Source organism: Rouxiella sp. T17 (genome assembly GCF_036663475.1).
Classification (GTDB): domain Bacteria; phylum Pseudomonadota; class Gammaproteobacteria; order Enterobacterales; family Enterobacteriaceae; genus Rouxiella.
Genome location: NZ_JAWUEA010000021.1, coordinates 41,969 through 66,811 on the forward strand (window position 1 = coordinate 41,969; position 24,843 = coordinate 66,811).

Annotated in this window: 25 protein-coding genes and 1 tRNA gene; 7 read left to right on the top strand and 19 right to left on the bottom strand. The window is 52.7% G+C overall.

Features of this window, described 5'->3' with window-relative positions:
* Positions 1–4 precede the first annotated feature (4 nt).
* The 4 genes from SC206_RS05290 to SC206_RS05305 all read right to left on the bottom strand — a co-directional run bounded on the left by SC206_RS05290 (position 5) and on the right by SC206_RS05305 (position 2,182).
* The gene (locus SC206_RS05290; RefSeq protein WP_332734899.1) at positions 5–310 is read right to left on the bottom strand and encodes a DUF883 family protein; all 306 of its coding nucleotides are present in this window, start codon (positions 308–310) and stop codon (positions 5–7) included.
* Between the two features lie 125 nt (positions 311–435).
* Positions 436–813 (bottom strand): DUF1090 domain-containing protein, encoded by a 378-nt coding sequence (locus SC206_RS05295; RefSeq protein WP_332734900.1) that lies wholly within the window; start codon positions 811–813, stop codon positions 436–438.
* Between the two features lie 240 nt (positions 814–1,053).
* Positions 1,054–1,443 (bottom strand): EnvZ/OmpR regulon moderator MzrA, encoded by a 390-nt coding sequence (gene mzrA, locus SC206_RS05300; RefSeq protein WP_332734902.1) that lies wholly within the window; start codon positions 1,441–1,443, stop codon positions 1,054–1,056.
* A gap of 58 nt (positions 1,444–1,501) precedes the next feature.
* Positions 1,502–2,182 (bottom strand): DedA family protein, encoded by a 681-nt coding sequence (locus SC206_RS05305; protein ID WP_332734904.1) that lies wholly within the window; start codon positions 2,180–2,182, stop codon positions 1,502–1,504.
* 486 nt (positions 2,183–2,668) lie between these two features.
* Between SC206_RS05305 and SC206_RS05310 the strand changes: the two genes are divergently transcribed.
* Entirely contained in the window at positions 2,669–3,241 is a 573-nt protein-coding gene (locus SC206_RS05310) for a YgjV family protein (RefSeq protein WP_332734906.1), read from the top strand.
* A gap of 36 nt (positions 3,242–3,277) precedes the next feature.
* On the opposite strand, the gene SC206_RS05315 is transcribed toward SC206_RS05310, so the two are convergent.
* The 10 genes from SC206_RS05315 to argF all read right to left on the bottom strand — a co-directional run bounded on the left by SC206_RS05315 (position 3,278) and on the right by argF (position 12,707).
* On the bottom strand, positions 3,278–4,009 hold the full coding sequence (locus SC206_RS05315; protein ID WP_332734908.1) for a proteasome-type protease: 732 nt from the start codon (positions 4,007–4,009) through the stop codon (positions 3,278–3,280).
* Positions 4,010–4,052: 43 nt separating this feature from the next.
* A complete protein-coding gene (locus tag SC206_RS05320; RefSeq protein WP_332734910.1) occupies positions 4,053–4,847 on the bottom strand; it encodes a transglutaminase family protein in 795 nt (264 codons plus the stop codon).
* Positions 4,844–5,770: an alpha-E domain-containing protein gene (locus SC206_RS05325; RefSeq protein ID WP_332734912.1), complete on the bottom strand. Its 927-nt coding sequence runs from the start codon at positions 5,768–5,770 to the stop codon at positions 4,844–4,846. Before SC206_RS05325 ends, SC206_RS05320 begins: the two co-directional genes overlap by 4 nt.
* A complete protein-coding gene (locus tag SC206_RS05330; protein WP_332734984.1) occupies positions 5,764–7,200 on the bottom strand; it encodes a circularly permuted type 2 ATP-grasp protein in 1,437 nt (478 codons plus the stop codon). The genes SC206_RS05325 and SC206_RS05330 overlap by 7 nt, the downstream gene beginning before the upstream one ends.
* A 322-nt stretch (positions 7,201–7,522) precedes the next feature.
* Positions 7,523–7,909 (bottom strand): 2-iminobutanoate/2-iminopropanoate deaminase, encoded by a 387-nt coding sequence (gene ridA, locus SC206_RS05335; RefSeq protein ID WP_332734914.1) that lies wholly within the window; start codon positions 7,907–7,909, stop codon positions 7,523–7,525.
* A gap of 139 nt (positions 7,910–8,048) precedes the next feature.
* On the bottom strand, positions 8,049–8,513 hold the full coding sequence (gene pyrI, locus SC206_RS05340) for an aspartate carbamoyltransferase regulatory subunit (RefSeq protein WP_332734916.1): 465 nt from the start codon (positions 8,511–8,513) through the stop codon (positions 8,049–8,051).
* A gap of 10 nt (positions 8,514–8,523) precedes the next feature.
* Positions 8,524–9,459 (bottom strand): aspartate carbamoyltransferase, encoded by a 936-nt coding sequence (pyrB, locus tag SC206_RS05345; RefSeq protein WP_332734918.1) that lies wholly within the window; start codon positions 9,457–9,459, stop codon positions 8,524–8,526.
* A gap of 39 nt (positions 9,460–9,498) precedes the next feature.
* Positions 9,499–9,651 carry a hypothetical protein gene (locus tag SC206_RS05350; protein WP_332734920.1) on the bottom strand — a complete coding sequence of 51 codons (153 nt, stop codon included), beginning with the start codon at positions 9,649–9,651 and terminating at the stop codon, positions 9,499–9,501.
* A gap of 64 nt (positions 9,652–9,715) precedes the next feature.
* A complete protein-coding gene (locus SC206_RS05355; protein WP_332734922.1) occupies positions 9,716–11,536 on the bottom strand; it encodes an alpha-amylase family glycosyl hydrolase in 1,821 nt (606 codons plus the stop codon).
* 163 nt (positions 11,537–11,699) lie between these two features.
* Positions 11,700–12,707: an ornithine carbamoyltransferase gene (gene argF, locus SC206_RS05360; RefSeq protein WP_332734924.1), complete on the bottom strand. Its 1,008-nt coding sequence runs from the start codon at positions 12,705–12,707 to the stop codon at positions 11,700–11,702.
* Between the two features lie 161 nt (positions 12,708–12,868).
* Here argF and rraB point away from each other — a divergent pair, with 161 nt between their 5' ends.
* Positions 12,869–13,333, top strand: coding sequence for a ribonuclease E inhibitor RraB (rraB, locus tag SC206_RS05365; protein ID WP_332734926.1), 465 nt, complete (start codon positions 12,869–12,871; stop codon positions 13,331–13,333).
* 230 nt (positions 13,334–13,563) lie between these two features.
* Here rraB and SC206_RS05370 read toward each other — a convergent pair whose 3' ends face one another.
* From SC206_RS05370 to pepA, 4 genes are all read right to left on the bottom strand, one after another.
* Entirely contained in the window at positions 13,564–14,076 is a 513-nt protein-coding gene (locus SC206_RS05370; RefSeq protein WP_332734928.1) for a GNAT family N-acetyltransferase, read from the bottom strand.
* A 195-nt stretch (positions 14,077–14,271) separates the two neighbouring features.
* Positions 14,272–17,127: a valine--tRNA ligase gene (locus tag SC206_RS05375; RefSeq protein ID WP_332734930.1), complete on the bottom strand. Its 2,856-nt coding sequence runs from the start codon at positions 17,125–17,127 to the stop codon at positions 14,272–14,274.
* Positions 17,128–17,136: 9 nt separating this feature from the next.
* Positions 17,137–17,604: a DNA polymerase III subunit chi gene (locus SC206_RS05380; protein ID WP_332734932.1), complete on the bottom strand. Its 468-nt coding sequence runs from the start codon at positions 17,602–17,604 to the stop codon at positions 17,137–17,139.
* A 78-nt stretch (positions 17,605–17,682) separates the two neighbouring features.
* Entirely contained in the window at positions 17,683–19,194 is a 1,512-nt protein-coding gene (pepA, locus tag SC206_RS05385) for a leucyl aminopeptidase (protein WP_332734934.1), read from the bottom strand.
* Positions 19,195–19,472: 278 nt separating this feature from the next.
* Here pepA and lptF point away from each other — a divergent pair, with 278 nt between their 5' ends.
* Complete coding sequence (lptF, locus tag SC206_RS05390; RefSeq protein ID WP_332734936.1) at positions 19,473–20,567, top strand: LPS export ABC transporter permease LptF; 1,095 nt, start codon at positions 19,473–19,475, stop codon at positions 20,565–20,567.
* Positions 20,567–21,637, top strand: a complete 1,071-nt coding sequence (gene lptG / locus SC206_RS05395) for an LPS export ABC transporter permease LptG (protein ID WP_332734938.1) — start codon at positions 20,567–20,569, stop codon at positions 21,635–21,637. Before lptF ends, lptG begins: the two co-directional genes overlap by 1 nt.
* A gap of 131 nt (positions 21,638–21,768) precedes the next feature.
* Here the strand turns inward: lptG and ampH are convergent, their stop codons facing one another.
* The gene (gene ampH, locus SC206_RS05400; protein ID WP_332734940.1) at positions 21,769–22,917 is read right to left on the bottom strand and encodes a D-alanyl-D-alanine-carboxypeptidase/endopeptidase AmpH; all 1,149 of its coding nucleotides are present in this window, start codon (positions 22,915–22,917) and stop codon (positions 21,769–21,771) included.
* A 290-nt stretch (positions 22,918–23,207) separates the two neighbouring features.
* Here ampH and SC206_RS05405 point away from each other — a divergent pair.
* The 3 genes from SC206_RS05405 to SC206_RS05415 all read left to right on the top strand — a co-directional run bounded on the left by SC206_RS05405 (position 23,208) and on the right by SC206_RS05415 (position 24,644).
* Positions 23,208–23,292, top strand: a tRNA-Leu gene (locus tag SC206_RS05405).
* A gap of 418 nt (positions 23,293–23,710) precedes the next feature.
* Positions 23,711–23,902: a hypothetical protein gene (locus SC206_RS05410; protein WP_332734941.1), complete on the top strand. Its 192-nt coding sequence runs from the start codon at positions 23,711–23,713 to the stop codon at positions 23,900–23,902.
* A gap of 112 nt (positions 23,903–24,014) precedes the next feature.
* Positions 24,015–24,644, top strand: coding sequence for a COG2958 family protein (locus SC206_RS05415; protein ID WP_332734943.1), 630 nt, complete (start codon positions 24,015–24,017; stop codon positions 24,642–24,644).
* Positions 24,645–24,843: the final 199 nt, after the last annotated feature.

The following is a 24,843-nucleotide window of genomic DNA, read 5'->3' on the forward strand; positions in this document are numbered from 1 at the left end:
AATATCAACGACGGGCTAGAAGAACGCCGATAACCACGCCGATGGCGGCACCGATACCTACGCCAGTCCAAGGTTTGTCGTGGACATAATCGTCGGCTTTGCTGGCGATCTCTTTGGTTTGGCTAGCAATTTTATCACCGGTGTCGCTAAGGCTAGCACGGGTGTCTTTCAACAGACCTTCGGCTTTCACGCGCAGGTTGTCGAGTTCGGCTTTCGACTTATCCGTGGAGGTTTGGAGCACTTCTTCAAGCGTATCGGCCAAAGATTTCAGTTCGGCACGCAGGTTCTCAGACGTTGGGGTAGTAGCCATTATTCGTCACTCCATAACTTTATGATAAGAATATTAAACATAGCGGATTTTAACGGCAGTGCAAATGCGATTTCTCTGGGTCACGGGCATTGCCGGCAATCTGCTTTAAAAGTAGGCGTCAGCGCTTATCGAGTAGAGACTTCGTTCAGCTCGTGCAAGGCTTCATCGAGCTTTTTCTGCTGCTTGGCAATTTTGCTTTTATTGCCTGTAGCCTGGGCTTTTTTCAATTCTCTTGTCCGTTCGTTCACTTTTTCCTGCTTTTCGGCAATTTTTTGCTGTTGAGCGGACTTAAGTCCCGTTTCCGTACAGTGGGCCTGACTTTCGGCCAGCGCTTTCTGTAAACCCGCGATCTGTTCTTTATTATTGTGCTGGTGGGCATATTCAAGCTGTTGCTTGATGTCCTGCTGCTTGGTTGCGCAGGTTTCAACTTTCGGCGCAGCAAAGGCTGAAGAGGCGAGGGCCATAGCTGGAATAAACAGCAGCGTTGCGACAGTTTTGTTCATGATTTTCTATCCTGTTAATCACTGTTTCAGAAAACACTCGCTCGAGGCGCGAACTCCTTGCGCGCTCTAACGAATTGCTTGGCACGTAACGTTTAGAACGTAATGTTTAGAACGTAATGTTTGGAACGTCATGTTAGGCAGTTAGGCAACTATCTATCGATGCAATAACTATAGTGAGGAGGGGGCAGGTTGGCTATTAAGCGGACTCTTAAAGCACTTAAAACAGAAGAAAATGTGCGCTCAGCCCACTTTTGGGCGATCTTGAGCGAACTTGCTGGCCCATTCGTGAGAAGGCTCGGGACTATAAGGCTGGACGGTGTAATGCCCGGGCAGCAAGGCTTTCAGCGTTTCGAGCGCCAAATGTTGCTGGCCTGAAGAGTGCAGGCGAACCACCAGACTGCCATTGGCGGGAGTGATGCTGTCGATTTGCACGCCGTGCTGGCTGAGGCTTTGATAGAGCGTAAAGCCGTCGGGCAAGTCATCGCCTTTTTGTATCACGCTGATTTTCAACGCATCGCTCGTTTCGGGCATTTTAGGCAGCGCGATAACGCCGACGGTGGTCAGCATCAACAGCAAGACAATGGCGGCAGGCCAGAGGATCAGGCTTTTGGAAAACGCGAGTTTCGACATCAGCAAGGTCCTGCCAGAGAGGAAAGTTTTTCAGCTTTTACTTCATAAATGCGGCGCTTCATGCATTTTTACCTTTCGCCAAACGATCGGCCTTTTTCTTTTTCCATAACACCACCAGCGAGCCTACCAGCCCAATAACCAGCAACAGCAGCGGCAAAATCATCAGGCAGAGCATCAGCTGGTCTTCATACTTTCTGAAGATCGGCGTTTTGCCAAGCACGTAACCCAAGCTGGTAAGAATGACTATCCATAAAAAGGCGCTGATCCAGTTGAAGAACTGGAAACGGGCGTTGCTTAAACCGGAGAGTCCGGCAATGGTCGGCAATAAGGTGCGAACAAAGGCCAGAAAACGTCCGACTAACAGCGCCGAAAGGCCGTGACGATGGAAAAGCTGGTGCGCACGTTCATGATATTGCACGGGAAGATGACCCAACCAGCCCTGAACCACGCGGGTGTTACCGAGCCATTTACCTTGAATGTAACTTAACCAACAGCCTAGACTGGCGGCGATGGTTAACAGCGTGATCGTCAGCGGAAAATTCATCGCGCCTTTTGCAATCAGCACACCCACAAGAATCAGCAGACTGTCGCCCGGCAAAAAGGCGGCAGGGAGCAAACCATTCTCAAGGAAAATAATCACGAACAGCACGATATACAGCGTCCAAATCAGCGAAGGATTGGCCAGCGTTTCGTAATCCTGCTGCCAAAGGGCATGCATAAGTGAGCTGATAATTTCCATGTGGCTTTAGAAACTCCATTAAATTCATTTGGTAAGAGATCAATCCACGGAGAAACAGCCTCAACGCCGATGGCTTACCGAGTGGGTGAGTTTTCCGTTATGCATCATGCACAAAGCCCGCGAAGTAATGATGAGACATCCGCAAGAAGGCCGTAAGAAAACTGGTCTAACTGTAACAAAGTATCAATCGGCGAAACAGTCCATTCTTCCGATAACTCACCTCATAAGGGCAGTAAAGAGAGCTTTTTACATTGGCTGACATTACTGGACGCGTCATGACAGAAGTGAAGATGTTAAATAGGTAAAAGCCTATATTTCTTTAAATTTACATTTTTAACATCACAGTCACATTGTCAGCGAATCGCAATCTCGATAGGATAGCGAACCAAATGGTTAACTATGCAATTTAACCTCTCGCTTTCTGCCAACGGCTCCCAGATTCGGAACTCGAGCAGAAGGTCTCGTTTCGCACTGGGATATTTCATCATGTCGCTTTACTGGTTCGCGCAGGGGATTGGTTTACTGGCCTTTTGTGTCGGTATTACCATGTTTTTCAGCCGCAGCGATCGCCGTTTTAAACAGCAGCTTTCTGCTTACAGCGCCATTATCGGCGTGCATTTTCTATTGATGGGGGCCAACTCGGCGGGCAGCGCGGCGTTGCTAAACTCCGTGCGCACCCAGCTTGCTCTGCGTACGCGCAGCGTGTGGGTGATGATGGCGTTTATTATTCTTACGCTAAGTTTCGGATTGGGTAAGGCCAAACATTTGATGGAGCTGCTGCCGGTTATCGGCACGGTCGCCAGCACGTGGGCACTGTTTCGCACCAGCGGCTTGAAAACGCGGGTTATTATGTGGTTTTCGACCTGTGGTTGGGTGGCACACAATATCTGGCTGGGTTCTATCGGCGGCACGCTAATCGAAAGCAGCTTTCTGATTATGAACGGTTTTAACATCATTCGTTTTTATCGAATGCAGCAGCGCGGTATTGATCCTTTTGCGATCGAAACGCAAATGGAAAAGAAAGAGGCGCAGGTAGAAACAGAACCGGCACCCTTGTAGCAAACGCAAACGCAAACGTAAATAAAAACGAAAGCGCTATTTTTCCAGTTTCAGCGGCGGTAACTGACCGAAAATGCTCAACAACCCTTCGCCCCAACCTTTGCGGATCATCGCGAAATACGGGTGATCTTCGGTAATTCGATGCTGCTGGCTGGCGCTGAAACTTTCTTTCGGGTAGATCATCACATCCAGCGGTAATCCGACCGACAGATTGCTGCGCAACGTCGAATCCATAGAAATCAGCGCGCACTGCATCGCCTGTTCCAGCGGCGTATCGTAAGTCAGTACGCGATCGATAATCGGTTTGCCATATTTGCTTTCGCCGACCTGAAAATAGGGCGTGTCGTGGGTCGCTTCGATAAAGTTTCCCTGCGGGTAAACGTGGAACAGCCGCATTCCCTCGCCCTTAATCTGACCGCCCAACAACAGGTTACAGCTAAAATCGGTCATACCGCCCTGATTATCGCCACTGTCGCGAGCAATCACTTCCCGCACCGTTTCCCCCAGCAGGCTCGCTGCGTCATACATCGATTCGACATTGAGCAGGCTAGGGCTCGCCGCATCTAAACAGCGGCGGTGCAACAGGCTGAGAATGCTCTGTGTGGTCGCTAAATTGCCGGCACTCTGAATTACCAGCATGCGTTCATCACTCTGATGAAAAACATGCAGTTTGCGGAAAGTGGAAATGTGATCCACCCCGGCATTGGTTCGTGAGTCCGAAACAAACACCAGGCCAGAGGACAATCGCATGGCCACACAGTAAGTCATACTCGTTACCCGTTATAAAGAAAGAGATTAATGGAAAATGGCGCTACTGCGGAACGTCCAGCATCTGGACCGCCGCGACAGTATGCATGTCTTCACACCCGCCGCCCAGCCGAATGCCGCGCACCGGACAGGCATCAAGATAATCTATCCCGATAGCGAGTTTCAAATGCTGATTGGGCTGACAGGTATTGTTTGTCACATCGAAACTCTGCCAGCGATCGTCTATCCACGCTTCGGCCCAGGCGTGGGTCGCCACGTGTTCCGTATCCTGGCTGTAAAGATAGCCGCTGACATAGCGCGCCGGAATGCCCAGACTGCGGCAACAGGCCAGAAAAACGTGGGTATGATCCTGACAGACGCCCTGCTGCGCGCTAAACGCCTGCGCCGCGCTGTCTTTTACGGTCGTGGTGCCCGGACTGTAAGGCATTTTCAGCAACAGCTCGCCCATCAGCTTGCACAGACTTTCGTGTTGCGTTTGCGAACGATAATAGCGCGAGGCGAAATCGCGAATCGCGCCATCGGCGTGCGTCAGCGGACTGGCGCGTAAAAATACCAGCGGCGAAAGATGGCCAAAGTTGTCATCTTCGACGTTATCTTCAATTTCCACCACGCCGTTGGCTTCGATAGTGATCGCCTGATGCGGCTGGTCGAGGGTTAACACGTGCAGCACGTTGCCGTAGGCATCAATGGTGCGCGTCGCGTATTCGGGCAGGCTCAGCTCCCAGGTCAGGATTTTCTGATGGCTGGAATTTTGCGGCGTCAAACGCAAATACTGGGTGCTGCGTTTAACCTGCTGCGCATAGGTGTAATGCGTTTGATGACTGACATTCAGTTTCATTGTGCCTCCAAATAAGTTTGGTGAACGCTTTCGGCAATCGCATTGGTCTGGCTGAGAAAATCATTCAGCCAGTCGCTGAGGCCGATCTCCTGAATTTCTGCGAGGGTCGAGAAGCGTAGCTGGGCATGCAAAGTGTGGGCGCGACGGCGTGGCAGATTGCCCGCGCTGCCGCCAATCAGTTCGAGCTGCTCGGTAATCACCTCAACGCAGGCCAGCAGCGAGCGCGGCAATTCACGACGCAGGATCAGCAAGTCGGCGATGGTTTCACGGCTAAGCTGCTGTTTATAAAGACTATGGAACGCTTCTCGAGCGCTTACCGCGCGCAGCAGCGTGTCCATTCGATAGTATTCGCGGACCGGATCTTCGTCGGCATCCAGCAGCTGATTTTTGGCTTCAAGCAGGCGCGCGGTGCTGTCGGCGCGCTCAAGCATGGTGCCGAGACGAATAAAATAGAGCGCGTCACTGCGTAACAACGTGCCGAACATGGCGCCGCGAAACAGGTGCGAACGCTCTTTTACCCAATCGAAAAAGCTGTCTGCGCCGGCGGATCCCACTCCCTGACGGCGGATGATTTTCATTTCAATCCACGAAGCGTTAATGCTCTCCCAGACTTCCGAAGAGAGGCTGCCGCGCACCGCGTGAGCATTGTTCCACGCCATTTGCATGCAACTGATAATGCTGCTGTGATTGTTACTATCGATAGCGAAAAAGTGCAGCAGGTTATTCATCGTGACCTGCTGATAGGTTTCGTTAAACAAATTTTGCGTGCCGGTCAGCAGCAGCGGCACCAGCAAGTCATGATTACTGTCACGAATCGACATCATCGACAGCTTGTTGGTGACGTCCATCAAGCGGGCGATGTTTTCGGCGCGCTCGAGATAGCGGGCCATCCAATAGAGTTCACTGGCTGTTCTGCTTAGCATGCGTCATCCTCCAAAACCCAGGTGTCTTTAGTCCCGCCGCCCTGCGACGAGTTGACCACCAGCGACCCTTCGGCCAGCGCCACGCGGGTTAAGCCGCCGGGCACCAAACGAATTTCGGCGCCGGTGAGGGCAAAGGGGCGCAGGTCGATATGGCGCGGCGCGAGGCCGTCGTCGACAAAAGTGGGGCACGTCGAAAGCGCCAGCGTTTCCTGCGCGATGTAGTTTTGCGGCCGCGCTTTGAGCAACTCGCGGAAGGTTTCGATTTGCGCCTGCGTTGACTGCGGACCAATTAGCATGCCGTAACCGCCCGCGCCGTGAACCTCTTTCACCACCATTTTCTCGAGATTGGCGAGCACGTAAGAGAGATCCGTCTCTTTACGACACTGCCAGGTGGGCACGTTATTAAGGATAGGATCTTCGCCGAGATAGTAGCGGATCATTTCCGGAACGTAAGGATAGATCGACTTGTCGTCGGCGACGCCCGTGCCGATCGCGTTGGCCAGCACCACATTTCCGGTGCGATAAACTGACAGCAGGCCGGGCACGCCGAGCATCGAATCGGCGCGGAAGGCCAGCGGGTCGAGAAACGCATCGTCGAGACGGCGATAAATCACGTCAACTTTGCAAGGTCCGGCGGTAGTACGCATAAATACCGCGCCGTCTTTCACAAACAGATCCACGCTTTCGACCAGCTCGACGCCCATCTGCTGCGCAAGGAAACTGTGTTCGAAATAGGCGCTGTTAAAACGGCCCGGCGTAAGCACCACAACGGTCGGATCGTTGACCGGCGTGCTTTCGCGCAGCGTTTGCAGCAGGTGAGAAGGGTAGCGAGAAACCGGCGCGATGCGCTGCTCGCTGAACAGTTCGGGATACAACCGCATCATCATTTTGCGGTTTTCGAGCATATAAGAGACGCCCGACGGCGTGCGCAGGTTGTCTTCCAGCACGTAATATTCGCCGTCACCGCCGCGCACCATGTCGGTACCGGCAATGTGCGCATAAGTATCGCGATGTAAATCAACGCCCTGCATGCAAGGTTGATACTGATCGTTTGCAAGCACCTGCTCAGCGGGAACGATCCCTGCCTTGAGGATTCGCTGGTCGTGATAAATATCATGCAGAAAACAGTTCAACGCCTGCACCCGCTGACGAATACCGCTGTCCAGCATCTGCCACTCTTTGGCCGGAATAATGCGCGGCACGCTGTCGAAAGGGATCAGCCGCTCTGCGCCGTCATCATCCCCGTAAACGTTAAAGGTAATTCCCACCCGATGAAATAACAGCGCGGCTTCTTCTTTCTTGCGCTGAATGGCCTGTTTATCGGCCTGCTGTAACCATTGCCAGTAGGCTTGATAATGGCCGCGATGCTGCCCTTGTGCCATTAACATTTCATCAAAAAAGGGCGAATCGAAAAGGTCTTTATTAATCATCATCACCTCACTGACATAACAGGCTAGGGTTTTTGCATACCTAAAATTCGACTACGCAGAGTGGATCAGGCATAAAGTGTGCCATCGTGCAGGATCTCGAAAAAAATGACCTAAACAGTGAGGGATCGCGCATTTTAAGTGCGCGTTGCGGCGCTCGACGCCAAAAAATGAGCTAAAAAAGTGCGTCCAAACGATCGTTGAGACTCTTTATGAGCAGTAATGGGGCAGGCAATGGATTGCGATAGGGAACGGATTGCGAAAGTGAATGGGATAAAACAAAAAAGGCCAGCGCGTGGCTGACCCTTTGCAGAAGAAAGAAGAGTTAGCGACGAACCGCGATAGCTTCAATCTCGATTTTCACATCTTTTGGCAGACGGGCGACTTCAACGCAAGAACGCGCCGGGAAAGGGGCGTTGTGCTCGGTGAAGAAGGCTTCGTAAGTAGCGTTCACGGTCGCGAAGTCGTTAAGGTCTTTAACGAAAACGGTGGTTTTCACAATGTCAGCCACTTTCAGGCCGGCCGCTTCAACGATAGCCTGCACGTTTTCGAGTGACTGACGCGCCTGCGCGGCAACGTCGTCGGCCACAGCGCCGGTTTTCGGATCAACAGGGATCTGGCCGGAAGTGATAATCATGCTGCCAAGATCAACGCCCTGCACATAGGGACCGATAGCAGACGGAGCGTTTTCTGTACTGATTTCGCGAGACATACTCGTTCCTTGTAAATAGTGAGCCTGAGGCTTAAAGACCATTTTCAAATGAAAAGAGTCACTTTTAATAAATCTTTCGTCGCCACAGTATAGGGAGCGGGGCGCAAGAAATCATCCCCGGAATCTCCCGCGTCGGCCACTAGTCGTTATTCAATACAACCTGATGCTCAAACTCTTTTTCACAGTACTTACACTGCAAATGCACGTCGTTGTGGCGATTTTTGACTGCAAAACTGGAGTTGACCGGCTCGAAGCGGCTAATGCAGTTGCCGTTCGGGCAGCGTAAAACGCCTTCGATGCGATCGGGCAACGTCGGTTGCAGCTTTTTGACCACCACGTAATCGTCGATGCGATTCACCGTCGCATTGGGCGCATAAACCGCCAGCTGATTGACCTGCGGCTCGGTCAAAAAGGTATTTTCGATTTTGATAATGTCTTTGCGGCCCAGCTCGTTCGACGGCAGATTCAGGCCGATAGTAATGCGCTGGTCGGTTTCGGTCAGTTTAAACAGCGACAGCAGCTTAAAGCCAACGTGCGCCGGAATGTGGTCGATAACGGTGCCGCATTTAATGGCTTCAACCTGGAGTTTGTTATCTTGAGTCATGGGGCGCTCCTTATTCGGCGGTGTCTGCGTTTAAAACCAGTGCCAGCAAGGCTTGGCGTGCGTAAATCCCGTTACCGGCCTGCTGGAAATACCAGGCGTAAGGGGTGCTGTCGACGTCGGTGGTAATTTCGTCGATGCGCGGCAGCGGGTGCAACACTTTCAAATGGGGTTGCGCATCGGTCAGGTCGGCGGCGCGCAGAATAAACTGGGCTTTGACGTTGGCATATTCGGACGGGTCCAGACGCTCTTTCTGCACGCGCGTCATGTAGAGAATATCCAGCTCCGGCACCACTTCATCGATGCTTTCATGCAGGCTGTATTCGATGCCTTTCTCTTCCAGCAGGTTCAGAATATATTCCGGCATCGCCAGCGCATCCGGGGCGATAAAGTAGAAACGGTTGCCGTTAAATTTCGCCAGCGCCTGCGCCAGACTGTGTACCGTGCGGCCATATTTCAGGTCGCCGACCATCGCGATTTTAATGTTGTCGAGACGGCCTTGCGTTTCGCGAATGGTGAACAGGTCAAGCAGGGTTTGCGTTGGATGCTGGTTGGCACCGTCACCCGCGTTGAGAATCGGAATACCGCCCGAAAATTCGGTTGCGAGGCGCGCCGCGCCTTCCTGCGGGTGGCGCATCACAATGGCGTCAACGTAGGTGCCAATCACGGAAATGGTGTCGGCCAGCGTTTCGCCCTTCTTGCCGAGCGACGTGTTGCTGCCGTCGGCAAAACCCACGACCTGCGCGCCTAAACGATGAATCGCGGTTTCGAATGAAAGTCGTGTACGCGTGGAGGCTTCAAAAAAGCAGCTGGCGATCACTTTATGTTTCAACAGCTCAGGCTGCGGATTGGCTTTGAGGCTTGCGGCGGTGTCCAGCACCAGCTCAAGCTCTTCCCGGCTGAGATCGTTAATTGAAATAATGTGTTTTTGATACAGCGGATTAGCCATTGTCGCTCTCCTCTACGATGACAGACAAAAAAAAGCCCCTCAATGAGGGGCTTTAGCGATCGAATTCTTTTTAATAACAGCGGGATCAATAACTGATAGATCAATAACAACGCTGAAAGACAACGGCTGGACGCCGCCAGCAGGCACTGGGTTCGGTGAAGCGTCGAAGCGCAATGTAGCGATATTTTTCATGTCAGTCTCCCGGCAAATTGTGGCGCATTATACGCGCACGAATCCTGCCTGCAAGGGGGTGAACTCACCTTTTTGCTTTCCCCCATTTACCTTTGAGCAATCGGTTGGCCTTCGACCTTTTCAGCGAGATCATGACTTTTCTTCGCCAGCGACGCATGCCGCTCATTCGCTCAGGCTCTTTCTGTTTATGTTCTATCCACACTACCTGCCAAGGCTGCAAACGCATTTGTCCGGTAAAGGTTTCGCCACCAATCAGGTCCTGACCTTCGATCGAAAGTTTGAAGGTTTGCGGCTGACTGCTGATGTTCGAAATGCAGCTGATTCGGTTATCGGTTTTCGGATCAAAACGTTCGATCGCAAACAGTTTGTCGCCTAATTCGAAAACGCGCTGACCGGCCTGCGGCGAGAAAGCGGGGCGGGATCGACGGATCGCGATCAGCTTTTTCAACCCGTTGAACACCTCCGATCGCAGCGATCCTGTAGTGTCGAGCTCTTTCTCCAGCTCGTCGAGCTTGAGCTTTTTACGGTTAATCCGTCGACTGATACCCGACTGATGCATGCCATCAAGGTCATTTTCGCTGCCAAGCAGGGAGTGAATATAGAGCGCGGGCACGCCGAGAAACGATAGCAGCAGCGCCTGTGCGGCCAAAAACTTGCGGGTTTTCAGCTCGGTGCTGTCGTTAGCTTCGGTAATGGCGCTGAGATAATTAATATTCAATTCATAAGGCGAATGGGTGCCGTCGCCATTGTCTTTATAAGAAACGCGTCCCTCTTTGCGCTGCGTCTCCTGCGCCATGTATTTTCGTTCGTCATCGTCAAGGAAGGTTTCGGTAGGACGCAGCCCGATGCCGTCGTGACTCGACAGGAAATTGAAGTAAGTGGTTTTCGGATAGTGCGCTTCGGCGTTCAGCCCCTGCGCCCACTGGGTCAGCTTGCGGGTATCTTCGCGCAGGAAAGCGTGCAACGTCAGCGGCGGCAGCGCGAACTGATAAACCATGTGCGCCTCATCGCCTTCACCAAAATAGCTTATGTTTTCATGATGCGGCACGTTGGTTTCGGTAATGATCCGCGTGCCCGGGATCACTTCGTCGAGGATCGTGCGCCACAGTTTGATGATGTTGTGCGCCTGCGGACGGTGAATACAGGTGGTGCCCATCTCCTTCCAGATATAGCCGATCGCGTCGAGGCGAATCGACTGTCCGCCGCTGGCCGCGTATTGCAGCAGCACGTCGATACTTTCAAGTAAAACCTTGGGATTTTTGAAGTTAATGTCGATCTGATCTTCGCTGAAGGTGGTCCACAGGTAGAGCTGGTCACCGTCCGCTTTAATAAACGGCGTGAGCAACGGCGACGCGCGCGGGCGCACCACGCGGCTGTAGTCCAGCTCGGGCTTGGCTTCGATGAAATAGTCGCGATATTCGGGCTCGTCGTTGATATAACCTTTGAGCCAGGCACTCGAGCGCGAGATGTGATTGATTACGCAGTCGAACATCATGTTGAAATGGCTCGAAAGCTGCTGAATGTCGCTCCAGCTGCCGAGATGTTCGTCAATGCGCCGATAATCGATCACGCTGAAGCCATCGTCCGAGCTGTACGGATACATCGGCAGAATATGAATGTCGCTGATGCTCTCTTTCAGATGTTTTTGCGCGAAATTGTTTAAGGTCGCGAGCGGCGCCTGGTCGGGCTGGGAGATCGTGTCGCCATAGGTAATCAGGTAAACGTTGGTGCCGTCGACCCATTCAGACGAACGGTGCGCGCCGTGCCGCCATTTGTCGCTGAGACGAAGAATCTTCTTTATCAGATCGCCAATATGTTCTTTAGGATAAACCCTGCTTAACAAGCTTTCTAAACGCAGCACAAACTCGGGATTTACGGCGCCCATAACACTTCCCTTTTCTGTTCACATGGTCAAAGGTTAGTAGAAAAAGTACGCAGTGGACGAGTAAAGGCGCGTAAAGAGGGGTAAGCGAGAGGAGAAGACGAGCAGTAAAAAGCCTGAAAAGTCAGCCCAACAGATGCTGTGGGCTGACTTGATCAATTTGTGCTTATAGCGAGCCGAGGGTCGCGACCATTACCGCTTTGATAGTGTGCATGCGGTTTTCAGCCTGATCGAAAACCACGCTGTGGGCGGATTCGAAAACCTCATTGGAAACTTCCATGCCGCCTTTCAAATGATACTCTTCGGCCATCTGACGGCCCAACGTGGTCTGATCGTCATGGAAAGCTGGCAGGCAGTGCAGGAATTTTACCTGCGGATTGCCGGTTTTGGCGATCATCGCCATATTCACCTGATAGTCACGCAGCAGGTTGATACGCTCTTTCCAGACTTCTTTCGGTTCGCCCATCGACACCCACACGTCGGTGTAGAGGAAGTCGGCACCTTTTACGCCCGCGTCGATATCTTCGGTCAGAGTGATGGAGCCGCCATTTTCCTCTGCCAACTGCTGACAGCTGGCGACCAAATCGGCATCCGGCCAGCAGGCAGAAGGCGCAACCAGACGCAGGTCCAGCCCGCACAGCGCCGCGGCTTCGAGCAACGAGTTGCCCATGTTATTGCGCGCGTCGCCGAGATAGGCGAGGGACATCTGCGACAGCGCCTTGCCCGGCAGCTGCTCCTGCATAGTCAGCAGGTCGGCCAGCAGTTGCGTCGGGTGGAATTCATCGGTCAAACCGTTCCACACCGGCACGCCCGCGTGTTCGGCCAGCGTTTCAACATTCGCCTGACCAAAACCGCGATACTGAATACCGTCGAACATTCTACCCAGCACGCGCGCGGTATCTTTCATCGACTCTTTATGGCCAATCTGGCTGCCACTCGGGCCGAGATAAGTGACCTGCGCGCCCTGATCGTAAGCGGCAACTTCGAAAGAGCATCGCGTACGCGTCGAGTCTTTTTCGAAGATGAGCGCAATGTTCTTGCCCTTCAGGTAAGGCTTCTCGCTGCCATTCTTCTTGGCAGTTTTTAGATCAGCAGACAGCTTCAGCAGGGTTGCGATTTCTGACGGGGTAAAATCCAGCAGCCTAAGAAAATGGCGTTTGTTTAACAGACTCATGTGCCTATCTCCGAAACATTTATAATGAATTAAAATTCAATTTATATGTATGAATATGCAAATACAACCCCAAAGTATAAAACTTTGTCGTTTATAGTGGAGGAGAGCCGTCTGCTGTGTGAAAATAGCGTCTAAACGTCATATTGATTGAGGACTGAGGCATGGCAAACCGTGAATTGCTGGACGAACAACGTGAAGAGACCCGCTTAATCATCGAAGAGCTGTTGGAAGACGGCAGCGATCCTGACGCGCTTTACACTATTGAGCATCATTTCTCCTGCGAGAAATTCGAAGTTTTAGAGCGAGCAGCCGTAGAAGCTTTCAAGCTGGGCTATGAAGTGACCGACGCTGAAGAGCTGGAAGTTGAAGACGGCTCAATGGTGATGTGCTGCGATATCATCAGCGAAGTCGCGCTGAATGCAGAGATCATCGACAAGCAGGTCGAGCAGCTGGTGGAGCTGGCCGAGAAAAGCGGCGTGAACTACGACGGTTGGGGCACCTATTTTGAAGACCCTAACGGCGAAGACGGCGATGATGAAGACGAGTACGAAGACGACGAAGAAGAAGATGAAAACGTCGCCGAGAAGAAGTCTGTTGATAAAGATGACGACGGCAAACGCCATTAATCACCGTTAATCGGCTGCGCGTTGATGATACGGCGTTGGAAGCAGGCTCAAAAATGCTCATTTACCCGCGTAAACTGCGCTTTTTTCGCCTACTTCCGCCTTGTCTCCCCTTAGCTCGCCGGATTAACATCTTTGTTATCTCGAATAAAATTAGTTATCTCGAATAAAATTTGTTATCTCGAATAAAAAAAGCCGACAATTGTCGGCTTTTTATTTGCTTAAACAGAAAGTTACAGCGTTTTTAGCATCGTGACTTCGCAGTCGACGTGGCCGGTGCTGCCAAGCGCGCCGTCGATGTGCTCGAAACCAAGATGCTCATACAGCGCGATAGCCTGAGTCAGGCTGGCGGTGGTTTCGAGGTAACAGCGGGCAAAACCCTGCTCTTTGGCGAAGGCCATCGCCTGCTGTGCCAACCGTTTTGCCAGACCTTTACCGCGCAGGCTGGACATAAAATACATCTTTTGCAGTTCACATAAATCGTCGTCGCCGCCAACGAGTGGCGCTACGCCGCCGCCGCCCGCTATCTCGCCATTCAGCTCAACCACCCAGTATGCGCTGCGCGGCTGGTTGTAGATCTCGCATAAAATATCCAGATTCGGATCGGCTACGGTATAGCCTTTGTCGGCGGTCAGGCCAAATTCGGCCGAAACCGCGCGGATCACTTTCGCGATCGCGGCATTGTCGTCGCAGGTTATACGACGCACTGAAACCGTAGCTTGTTCTTCTAACACTGCTGTAGTCATCACTCGCAACCTTTCATATAAAACACGGGGGGTTGATTGATTTAAATTTCTTATAGGGTGATTGCATGATTCTCTGCATGCTTCTTTGCAACTAATAGCGCGTGCAGCGGCATTTTGCAATTGTAAAAAAAAACGGCAGAGCTTTCACTCCACCGTTTTTAACACAGTTTTTAGCATCGTTGTAGCCGCTGAAAATTACAGCGCCGCGATGGTAACCTGCTGTTCCTGAATCTTGACCTTCGCTTCGGCACAGGCTTGCAGACGTTCGCGCTCTTTCGCGACCACGGCTTCTGGCGCACGCGCCACAAAACCTTCGTTCGACAGCTTGGCTTCAATGCGCTCAACTTCGGCATCCAGCTTGGCTATCTCTTTGGTCAGACGCTCCAGCTCGGCTTCTTTATCGACCAGACCGGCCATCGGGATCAGCAGCTCGGCACCTTCCACCAATTTGGTGACAGAAACCGGACCTTTGTCGCCCGCAGCCAGCACGGTAATCGACTCGAGACGCGCCAGAGACTTGATAAAGCTCAGGTTCTGCTCGACACGACGCTGAGCATCGGCGCTTGCGCCACGCAGCAGCAGTTCGAGCGGTTTACCCGGCGCGATGTTCATCTCGGCACGAATATTACGAATCGCGATAATCGCCTGTTTGATCCACTCGAGATCAACCAGCGCGGCGTCATCGGCTTTCTCGGCCGAATATTCCGGGAAAGGCTGTAACATAATGGTGTCTGCAGTAATGCCTTTCAGCGGCTTAACGCTCTGCCAGATGGTTTCGGTGATGAACGGAATGATCGGATGCGCAAGACGCAGCAGGCCTTCCAGCACGTCAACCAGCGTGTGACGCGTTCCGCGCAGCTGCGCTTCGGTGCCGCCGTTCATTACTGGCTTGGTCAGCTCCAGATACCAGTCACAGAACTGGTTCCAGGTGAATTCGTACAGAATGCTCGCCGCGAGGTCGAAACGATAGCTGTCCAGCGCGTCGCGGTAGGCTTTAACCGTGCGATTGTATTCAGCCAGGATCCAGCGGTCGGCCAGAGAGAGGTCGAGCTCGCCGCCGTTCAGGCCACAGTCCTGATCTTCGGTATTCATCAGCACAAAGCGGCTGGCGTTCCACAGCTTGTTACAGAAGTTGCGGTAACCTTCAAGACGCTTCATGTCCCAGTTGATGTCGCGACCGGTCGAGGCCAGCGCCGCCAGCGTAAAGCGCAGGGCGTCGGTGCCGTGCGGCTCGATGCCGTTCGGGAACTGTTTCTCGGTGCGCTTGCGGATTTTCTCGGCCAGCTGCGGCTGCATCATGTTGCCGGTACGTTTTTCCAGCAGGTCTTCCAGCGAGATGCCGTCGATCATATCCAGCGGATCGATCACGTTGCCTTTCGACTTGGACATTTTCTGCCCTTCGTCGTCGCGGATAAGTCCCGTCATATAAACGGTATTAAACGGAACCTGCGGTTTGCCGTCTTCGTCTTTCACAAAATGCATGGTCATCATGATCATGCGGGCGATCCAGAAGAAGATAATGTCGAAGCCGCTGACGACCACGCTTGAAGGGTGGAAGGCTTTCAGGTCCGGCGTCTCGTTTGGCCAGCCCAGCGTGGAGAAGGTCCACAGGCCGGAGGAGAACCAGGTGTCGAGCACGTCTTCGTCCTGGCTCAGCGTGACCTCTGCGCCCAGATTGTTTTCACGACGGACTTCTTCTTCGTCGCGGCCCACGTAGACGTTGCCTTCTGCGTCATACCACGCCGGAATGCGGTGACCCCACCACAGTTGGCGCGAGATACACCAGTCCTGAATGTCGCGCATCCAGCTGAAGTACATGTTTTCATACTGTTTAGGCACGAACTGAATCTGGCCGTCTTCTACTGCTTCTACCGCGACTTTCGCCAGCGGGGCAGTGCGCACGTACCATTGGTCGGTCAGCATTGGCTCGATAACGACGCCGCCGCGATCGCCATAAGGAATGGTCAGGTCGTGCGGTTTAACGTCTTCCAGCAGGCCGAGTTCGTCGAAGGCGGCAACCACGGCTTTACGCGCGGCAAAGCGCTCGAGGCCACGGAACTGCTCGGGGATTTCGTTGCTGCACGCGTCGCTTTCTTCACCTTTGGTATCAAACACTTCGGCAGTCTGACGGATATCGCCGTCAAAGGTCAGAATGTTGATCATCGGCAGGCCGTGACGTTTGCCGACTTCATAGTCGTTAAAGTCGTGCGCCGGGGTGATTTTCACGCAGCCAGTGCCTTTTTCCATGTCGGCGTGTTCATCGCCCACAATCGGAATGCGGCGGCCGATCAGCGGCAGAATCACTTCTTTGCCGATCAGGTCTTTGTAGCGCGGATCTTCAGGGTTAACGGCAACGCCGGCATCGCCCAGCTCGGTTTCCGGACGGGTTGTCGCGACAACTAAATAGTCTTTGCCATCGGCAGTTTTCACGCCGTCGGCCAGCGGATAACGCAGGTGCCAGATCGACCCTTTGGATTCGCGGTTTTCAACTTCGAGGTCAGAAATCGCGGTGCGCAGTTTCGGATCCCAGTTCACCAGGCGTTTGCCACGGTAAATCAGATCTTCTTTATACAGGCGCACAAACACTTCGCGCACGGCGTTGGACAAGCCTTCATCCATGGTGAAGCGCTCGCGCTCCCAGTCCACGGAGTCGCCGAGACGGCGCATCTGACGGGTGATCGTGCCGCCCGATTCCGATTTCCATTCCCAGATTTTGTCGATAAAGGCTTCACGGCCATAATCTTTACGGGTTTTGCCCTCTTCGGCGGCAATTTTGCGCTCGACAACCATCTGCGTGGCGATACCGGCGTGGTCGGTCCCCGCCTGCCACAGAGTATTTTTACCCTGCATGCGCTGATAGCGGATCATCGCGTCCATGATGGTTTGCTGGAAAGCATGACCCATGTGCAAGCTACCGGTCACATTCGGCGGCGGGATCATGATGCAGAAGCTTTCCTTACTGGTATCTTCGTTAGGCTTGAAATAGCCCTGTTCTTCCCAGTGCTCGTAAAGCGGTTGCTCGATATCTTGCGGGTTATATGTCTTATCCATTTCGCTTCGTTATTCTGTAGTCGTTGTATTGACGTCGGGCGGTGTCGCCGTGGTCAAATTGAAGCCGACGCTGCGATAGGCTTTGTAGCGTTCGCGCGCCAACTGCTTTAAGGAATCTTCGTAAGGGACGAAGTCTACCACTTCATGGAAAGCGGTGGCAAAATCTGCAAACTGCCCAAGCAGGCTAATCAGCAAATCTCGCGGCGCGTTTCCACGTTTTCCGGGCCAGCAAAGCTCGACCGGCGCGCCGAAACGCGGGCCTTCACCAGCCAGATTGTGTGGCACAAACTGGTCGGCCTCACGTTTCCACAGCGCCTCGTCCAGCCGCTCGGCCTGCTGCTGGTCGTCGCAGGCAATCAACACGCGTTGACCTGCGCGGTAACGCTGCGCGGCAATCTGGCAGGCCAGCGCTTCGTGACTGCTCAGCGCGTCGCCGCCGTCTGGAGAATCGAGTAGAAAAAATGTTGCCTGTTTCATGGGTGCCTTCCTGACACCGTCCTCGCGCGCATCTGGTTGAGATATATCACGAAAGGACGGGTTTGCAGCTGCGGGCGATTAATCGTCGCCGTTGAGACCTGCACGGTTTAACAGGAACTGGGACAGCAACGAAACCGGACGCCCGGTCGCGCCTTTGTTTTTGCCCGAACGCCACGCGGTGCCGGCGATGTCCAGGTGTGCCCAGTTATACTTCTCGGCAAAGTGTGACAGGAATACGCCCGCGGTGATAGCGCCGCCCGGACGTCCGCCGATATTTGCCATGTCTGCAAAGTTGGATTGCAGCTGCTCGTCGTATTCGTCGCCCATTGGCAGACGCCACGCGCGGTCGCCCGACTGCTCGGAGGCCGTAATCAGCTCGTGCGCCAATGGATTATGATTCGACAGCAAACCGGTGATGTGATGACCCAGCGCAATCACGCAGGCGCCGGTAAGCGTGGCAACGTCGATGACCAGTTCAGGGTCAAAACGCTCGACGTAGGTCAGCGCGTCGCACAGCACCAGACGGCCTTCGGCATCGGTATTGAGCACTTCAACGGTTTTACCTGACATGGTGGTCAAAATGTCGCCCGGACGGAACGCGCGACTGCCCGGCATGTTTTCACACCCCGCCAGCACGCCGACCACGTTCAGTGGCAGCTTCAGCTCGGCCACGACGCGCATCACGCCGTAAACGGTCGCCGCGCCGCACATGTCATACTTCATTTCGTCCATGTCGGCCGCAGGCTTGATGGAGATACCGCCGGAGTCAAAGGTCAGGCCTTTACCGACCAGCACAATCGGCTTAGCGTCTGGATTCGGATTGCCTTTATATTCCATCACCGACATCAGCGATTCGTTTTGCGAACCCTGTCCGACCGCCAGATAGGCGTTCATGCCGAGCTCTTTCATCTGCTGCTCGCCAATCACTCGCGTAGTGATGTTGGTGCTGAACGCATCGGCCAGCTGGCGCGCCTGAGAGGCAAGATAGGCCGCATTACAGATGTTTGGCGGCATATTGCCGAGATCTTTCGCCGCTTTAACGCCGTAAGAGATGGCCAGACCGTGAGCGATCGCGCGATCGCCACTGTTTAGCTCGCGACGAGTCGGCACGTTAAAGACCATTTTACGTAGCGGACGACGCGGCTCAACTTTGTTGGTTTTCAACTGGTCGAAAGTGTAAAGCGACTCTTTTGAGGTCTCGACGGCCTGACGCACTTTCCAGTAGGTATTTCTACCTTTAACGTGCAGCTCGGTGAGGAAGCAAACGGCTTCCATCGAACCGGTGTCGTTTAACGCGTTGATTGTTCTCTGGATTACTTGCTTGTACTGGCGCTCGTCGAGTTCACGTTCTTTACCACAGCCGACCAGCAGAATGCGCTCGGACAGAATGTTTGGAACATGGTGCAGGAACAGGGTCTGGCCCACTTTTCCTTCCAGTTCACCGCGGCGGAGCAGGGCGCTAATATACCCGTTGCTGATCTTGTCGAGCTGTTCAGCCATAGGAGATAGGCGGCGAGGTTCGAATACGCCGACTACAATACAGGCACTGCGCTGTTTTTCCGGGCTACCGCTTTTTACACTGAACTCCATGCACTCTCCTGAATCTTAAAGACAAAGGCGGGGGGTACGGATAGAATGGGGCATCCGTTACGCTCTCCCGTCATTGATGTAATGACCTGTGTTAATCTATACAGCGGTAAATTTTATTTTTGGCGCCTATAAGCATCTTCCTATAGGTCACCCAAATTTACGGTGGTGTAATACTATTTTAGCTGTGAAGGTTGCCATATGATGAGAAAAAATGACGGATTAGCGATGAAATTATCGATTTTCCTGCAAAAAGACAAGTTTTCACAGGCGTATTCAGCGTGATCATCATTAGATATCTGGTTAGGGAAACCTTCAAGAGCCAAATTGCGATCCTGTTTATTCTGCTGCTCATCTTCTTTTGTCAGAAGCTGGTCAGAATACTGGGTGCGGCGGTTGATGGCGATATCCCAACAAACTTAGTCATTCAGCTGCTTGGGTTAGGCATACCCGAGATGGCTCAACTCATCCTGCCATTGAGCCTTTTCCTGGGCCTGCTGATGACGCTCGGCAAGCTCTATACTGACAGTGAAATCACTGTTATGCACGCGTGCGGGCTAGGAAAAAGGTCACTAATCGTTGCTGCCATGGTTCTGGCGCTGTTTACCTCTATTTTCGCAGGTATTAACGCGTTTTGGGCCGGTCCGTGGTCATCGAAACATCAGGATGAAGTGATGGCCGATGCGCGTGCCAATCCGGGTTCTGCTGCGATGGCTGCCGGTAAATTTACCCCCTCTTCCGATGGCAGCTCGGTGCTGTTCGTCGGCAGCGTGCAGGGCAAAGAGTTCCGCAACGTTTTCCTTGCCCAGCTTAAGCCGAACGGCAATCAGCGGCCATCCGTGGTGGTCGCCGAGCACGGGCACATGGACCAGCGTCCAGACGGCGCCCAGCAGGTCACGCTGGATACCGGCACCCGTTATGAAGGCACCGCGCTGCTGCGCGATTTCCGTATCACCAACTTTACCGATTATCTGGCCGTGATTGGCCGTCGCGCCGTCACCGTTGACAGCAGCGATGCCGAGCAGATGAGCATGACGCAGCTGGTTCAGTCGCCAACCAAAGAGGCGCGCGCCGAGCTGAACTGGCGTCTGACGCTGGTGGTTTCCGTGTTTATCATGGCGCTGATGGTGGTGCCGCTCTCCGTGGTCAACCCGCGTCAGGGCCGCGTGCTCAGCATGTTGCCGGCGATTTTCCTCTATCTCATATTCTTCCTGCTGCAAAGCTCGTTGAAGTCGAACGCAGAGAAAGGAAAGCTCGATCCGGTGGTTTGGATGTGGGCAACCAATCTGATTTATCTGGCGATTGCGGTGATCCTGAACCTCTGGGATACCCTGCCGATGCGTAGAATTCGTGCACGTTTGAGAGGAGCGGCCTGATGTTTGGAGTTCTGGACCGTTATATCGGCCGCACGATTTTCAACACCATTATGATGACGCTGTTCATGCTGGTTTCTCTTTCGGGGATCATCAAATTCGTCGATCAGCTGCGTAAAGTCGGGCAGGGCAGCTATTCTGCGCTGGATGCCGGGATTTACACCATTCTCTCCGTGCCGAAAGATATCGAAATCTTCTTCCCGATGGCCGCGCTGCTTGGCGCGCTGCTGGGGCTTGGCGCACTGGCAACGCGCAGCGAGCTGGTGGTGATGCAGGCGTCTGGTTTTACCCGTCTGCAAGTCGCGACTTCAGTCATGAAAACGGCTATCCCGTTGGTATTGCTGACCATGGCTATCGGCGAATGGGTTTCACCGCAGGGCGAGCAGATGGCGCGTAACTATCGCGCAGAACAGATGTTTGGCGGCTCGCTGGTGTCGACGCAAAACGGCCTGTGGGCTAAAGACGGCAACGACTTTATCTTTATCGAGCACGTCGCGGGCGACAATCAAATTACCGGCGTGAATATCTATCACTTCGACGATAACCACAAACTGCTGTCCGTGCGCTACGCGACCTCCGCCCAGTACAACAACGGCAGCTGGCAGCTTTCGCAGGTTGATGAATCCGTGCTTGGCAGCCCGACCACCATTACCGGTTCACAAACGCTGAATGGCGAATGGAAAACCAACCTGACGCCAGACAAGCTCGGCGTGGTCGCGCTGGACCCAGATGCGCTTTCGATTAGCGGGTTGTACAACTACGTTAAGTATCTTAAGCAGAGCGGACAGGAAGCCAAACGCTATCAGTTGAACATGTGGCGCAAGATTTTTGCTCCGCTTTCGGTTGCGGTAATGATGCTGATGGCGCTGTCCTTCATTTTCGGGCCGCTGCGCAGCGTGCCGATGGGCGTGAGAGTCGTAACCGGTATCTGTTTCGGATTCCTGTTCTACGTGCTCGACCAGATTTTCGGCCCGTTGAGTCTGGTCTACAGCATTCCGCCGCTACTAGGCGCGATCCTGCCCAGCGCCCTGTTCCTGTTCATCAGCGTTTATCTTCTTCTCAAACGCAGCTAATCAGGCACTGTTATTCGATAATGGTCGACTATCTAGAACAGACAATCGAAAGACAAAAAAAGCAGCTCACTCGAGCTGCTTTTTTACTTTTATAGCTTTCCAAAAGCTGCTGTAGCTTTTCAAAAACTGCACTAAATTTCGTTATTACGTACCAAATCTGCGACCAGCTCGTTTACGCCGTCAGACATGTTTTTAAACTTGCTCAGCTCTGAACGGGTCACGACGATAAACACGCCAACGCCGCGCTGCGGCACCATCGCCATATAAGTGATGAACCCACCGCCGCCACCGGTTTTCTGAATAATGCGCGGCAACAGCGGCGTAGGCGCCATCGTCACCCAACCCATTCCCAGCTCGTAGGCCTGACCCGGCACGTCCATCCCTTTAAGAGAAACCAAATCCGTGCGGCGATACACCATCTTCTGCGCCAACGCAGCCGTCTGACTTTGCTGACCGTTTAATGAAGGAATGAACTGCTTCATCCAGCGGCCCATATCTTCCGGCGTGGAATAGACGCCGCCACTGCCGATAGCCGCCGTGGTATTGAGGCAAGGACTCGGACGCAGGCCCTCCATCAGTCGCGCGCACTGCGCCGGAGTTGGCGTGAAAGTGGTGTCGACCATGCCGTTCGGCTGAGTAATCAGCTCGCGAAATAGCTGGGTATAAGGCTTGTGCGCGGCGTCTGCCAAACCATCGGCCAGCAGATCAAAGCCCAGATTCGAATACGCGGCGTTGGCACCCGGCGGCGTTTTCAGCTGGGCATTTTGCAGCCAGCTCCAGCGCTCGACCCTATTCGGCCAGGTAAATACCGGACGATGCGCGACACCGCCCGGCTGCTCGCGTGGCAGACCGCTGGTGTGCGTTGCCAGACTGAGCAGGGTAATCGGTGAAGTAGGGCTGTAATACGGAACGAAAGCGTTGCCTGGCGCGTATTTTCGTAACGGATCCGTCACTTTTACCGTGCCCTGTTCCGCCATCTTGACCAGCACTTCGCTGGTCATCAGCTTGGTCAGCGACGCGATGCGGATTAACGAATCTTCACGCGGACGCAGGCCCGAACCGGGTTTAGTTTCCCCAAACGAGCGGAATACCTGCTGATTGTTATCTACGACCACCATCGCCATTCCCATGGCGCCGCTGCCGTAATAGATGTGTTCTGCATGGTCGTCGACCACTTGAGAAGCCAGACGTTGTGACTGCGCCTGACTCAACGCTGGCAGGCTGGCAAAGGCCAGCGCCAATAGCGAGAGGGAGAATTTTTTCAACAAACGCGTATCCATTTTAAAAAGGGGGAAGGGTAAGGTTTGATTTATCTTAATGTGATACGCAAAGAACCGCATGGGGAATTCGCGGCTTCATAAGAAAATTTACAGTCTTTCTCTTTTCCGGATGATTATCGAAGTCACAGGGCAGATTTTTATTCGCAAACGGCAATTTTTTGTCTGAAAATCAAGCGGGAGAACCTGTTGTGGCTGTTTTTTCAGCACTTGGAATAAGAAGCGAGGGATAAGTATTGCGTAGGGTCACGGGAGAGGTATAATGCACCCGTTTTCCGCATACTACTTGCAGTGCCGAAGTGGCGAAATCGGTAGACGCAGTTGATTCAAAATCAACCGCCGCGAGGCGTGCCGGTTCGATTCCGGCCTTCGGCACCATTAGTAAGTATGAAAATCAAGTCACCTCAAGGGGTGGCTTTTTTTTTGGAATTTTTTCAGGGTCTGCAAAGTTTAGTTCTGCTTTTTGTACGCTGGTCATAATTAGATTTTAAAACAGTTATTGGGACGATGCGCGGAAAGCGTAAGCCGCTGGAACCCTCAGCGTGGATCAAAATACGTGCACCTTATGAATTACTTATGTTTTATACCGAATTAGAACCCTGCAAAACACGGAAAAATGCCATCTGATGGGCTGTTTATTTAGGTGATCTCAGCTATCGCTCAGCACCAAAAAACTCGCGTTGTGAGCTTTATTAGAGTGATAGAGAGTTCTACACTGTGTCATCATAAAAGCAGTATTCAAAAATTTAGCCTGTGAGAAAGAAGCGTTCTTACAGTTATATCGAAGGCAGGAGCCATGACTAGTCGCCCGCAAATGATTATTAATGTTCTTCAGGCTAATCCTGATGAACAGTTCACAGCTCGTCAGCTAGCCCAAAAGATCATAGATCACTACGACGTAGAGCTTGCCGACAAGCGTCGAAACCCACGTTTTTCCAACCATGAAGATTTCTTGAGCCAAATAGCCGCTGAAGTTGGGGGGAAGTAGAACCGTTCAGGCAAAAGCAATGTGTTCGCAGGTTATGACACGTGACAAGCCGCGGCCTAGGCTATTTTACTGGGGTAAAGGAAGTGATAATGCTGTACAACAAGAGTCATACTTGGACATTCATCCGACTCCATCTGCTGAGACGGTAAGTTTTTCTGAGCATTCCCTTTACCCGCTTTTGATTAAATACCTTTCCGAAGAAGAAGAATTGCTTTGCCGCCGTATCGATGAAAAGCGTTCAAGCAACAACAGAGGGCTTGGAGCAAACCATTGGCTTTATCCTGATATTGTAGCACTGCAGCCTCTCGATAAAGGCTGGGATAGCGTTGTGCAAAACTGTGTACGATATAGCGAAGGGCGATTAACCCGCTTATGGTCGTTTGAAGTAAAACGTCAGCTTAACCGTAGTAATGTTCGAGAATGTTTCTTTCAGGCGGTGAGTAATTCCAGTTGGGCCCATTTTGGTTATCTGGTCGCGACCGAAATAAATGAAGATAAGCAGCGTGGTGTCGAAAGAGAGCTGCAGATGTTGTGTGCATTACATGGCATCGGTGTGATTCTGCTTAACCCGCAGGATCCGGGGAACAGTCAAACTCTCATCCCGGCACGAGAGCGGACAAGTATTGACTGGCAATCCGTTAACCGTTTAGTGGTAGAGAACAAAGATTTTAAAGAGTTTATCGATCTGGTATCTGATTATCATCAGACTGGAAAAATACATAAAGCTTTGTGGAACAAATAAGCCAAACTGGCAAGAACTCTTGTTGCGATCCTAAATTTACAGGATCGCTAGTCACTTTTCTCCTCAAAAATGGCAGTAAGCATTTGGCATTTCTGCTAATTAAAACATCATGTTATTACTCTTATCCTTAATCCGCCTCAATTTTATTTTTACCTCACCGGTATTTCGTCCAGATTATCTTCCCGCAATCCTAATACCG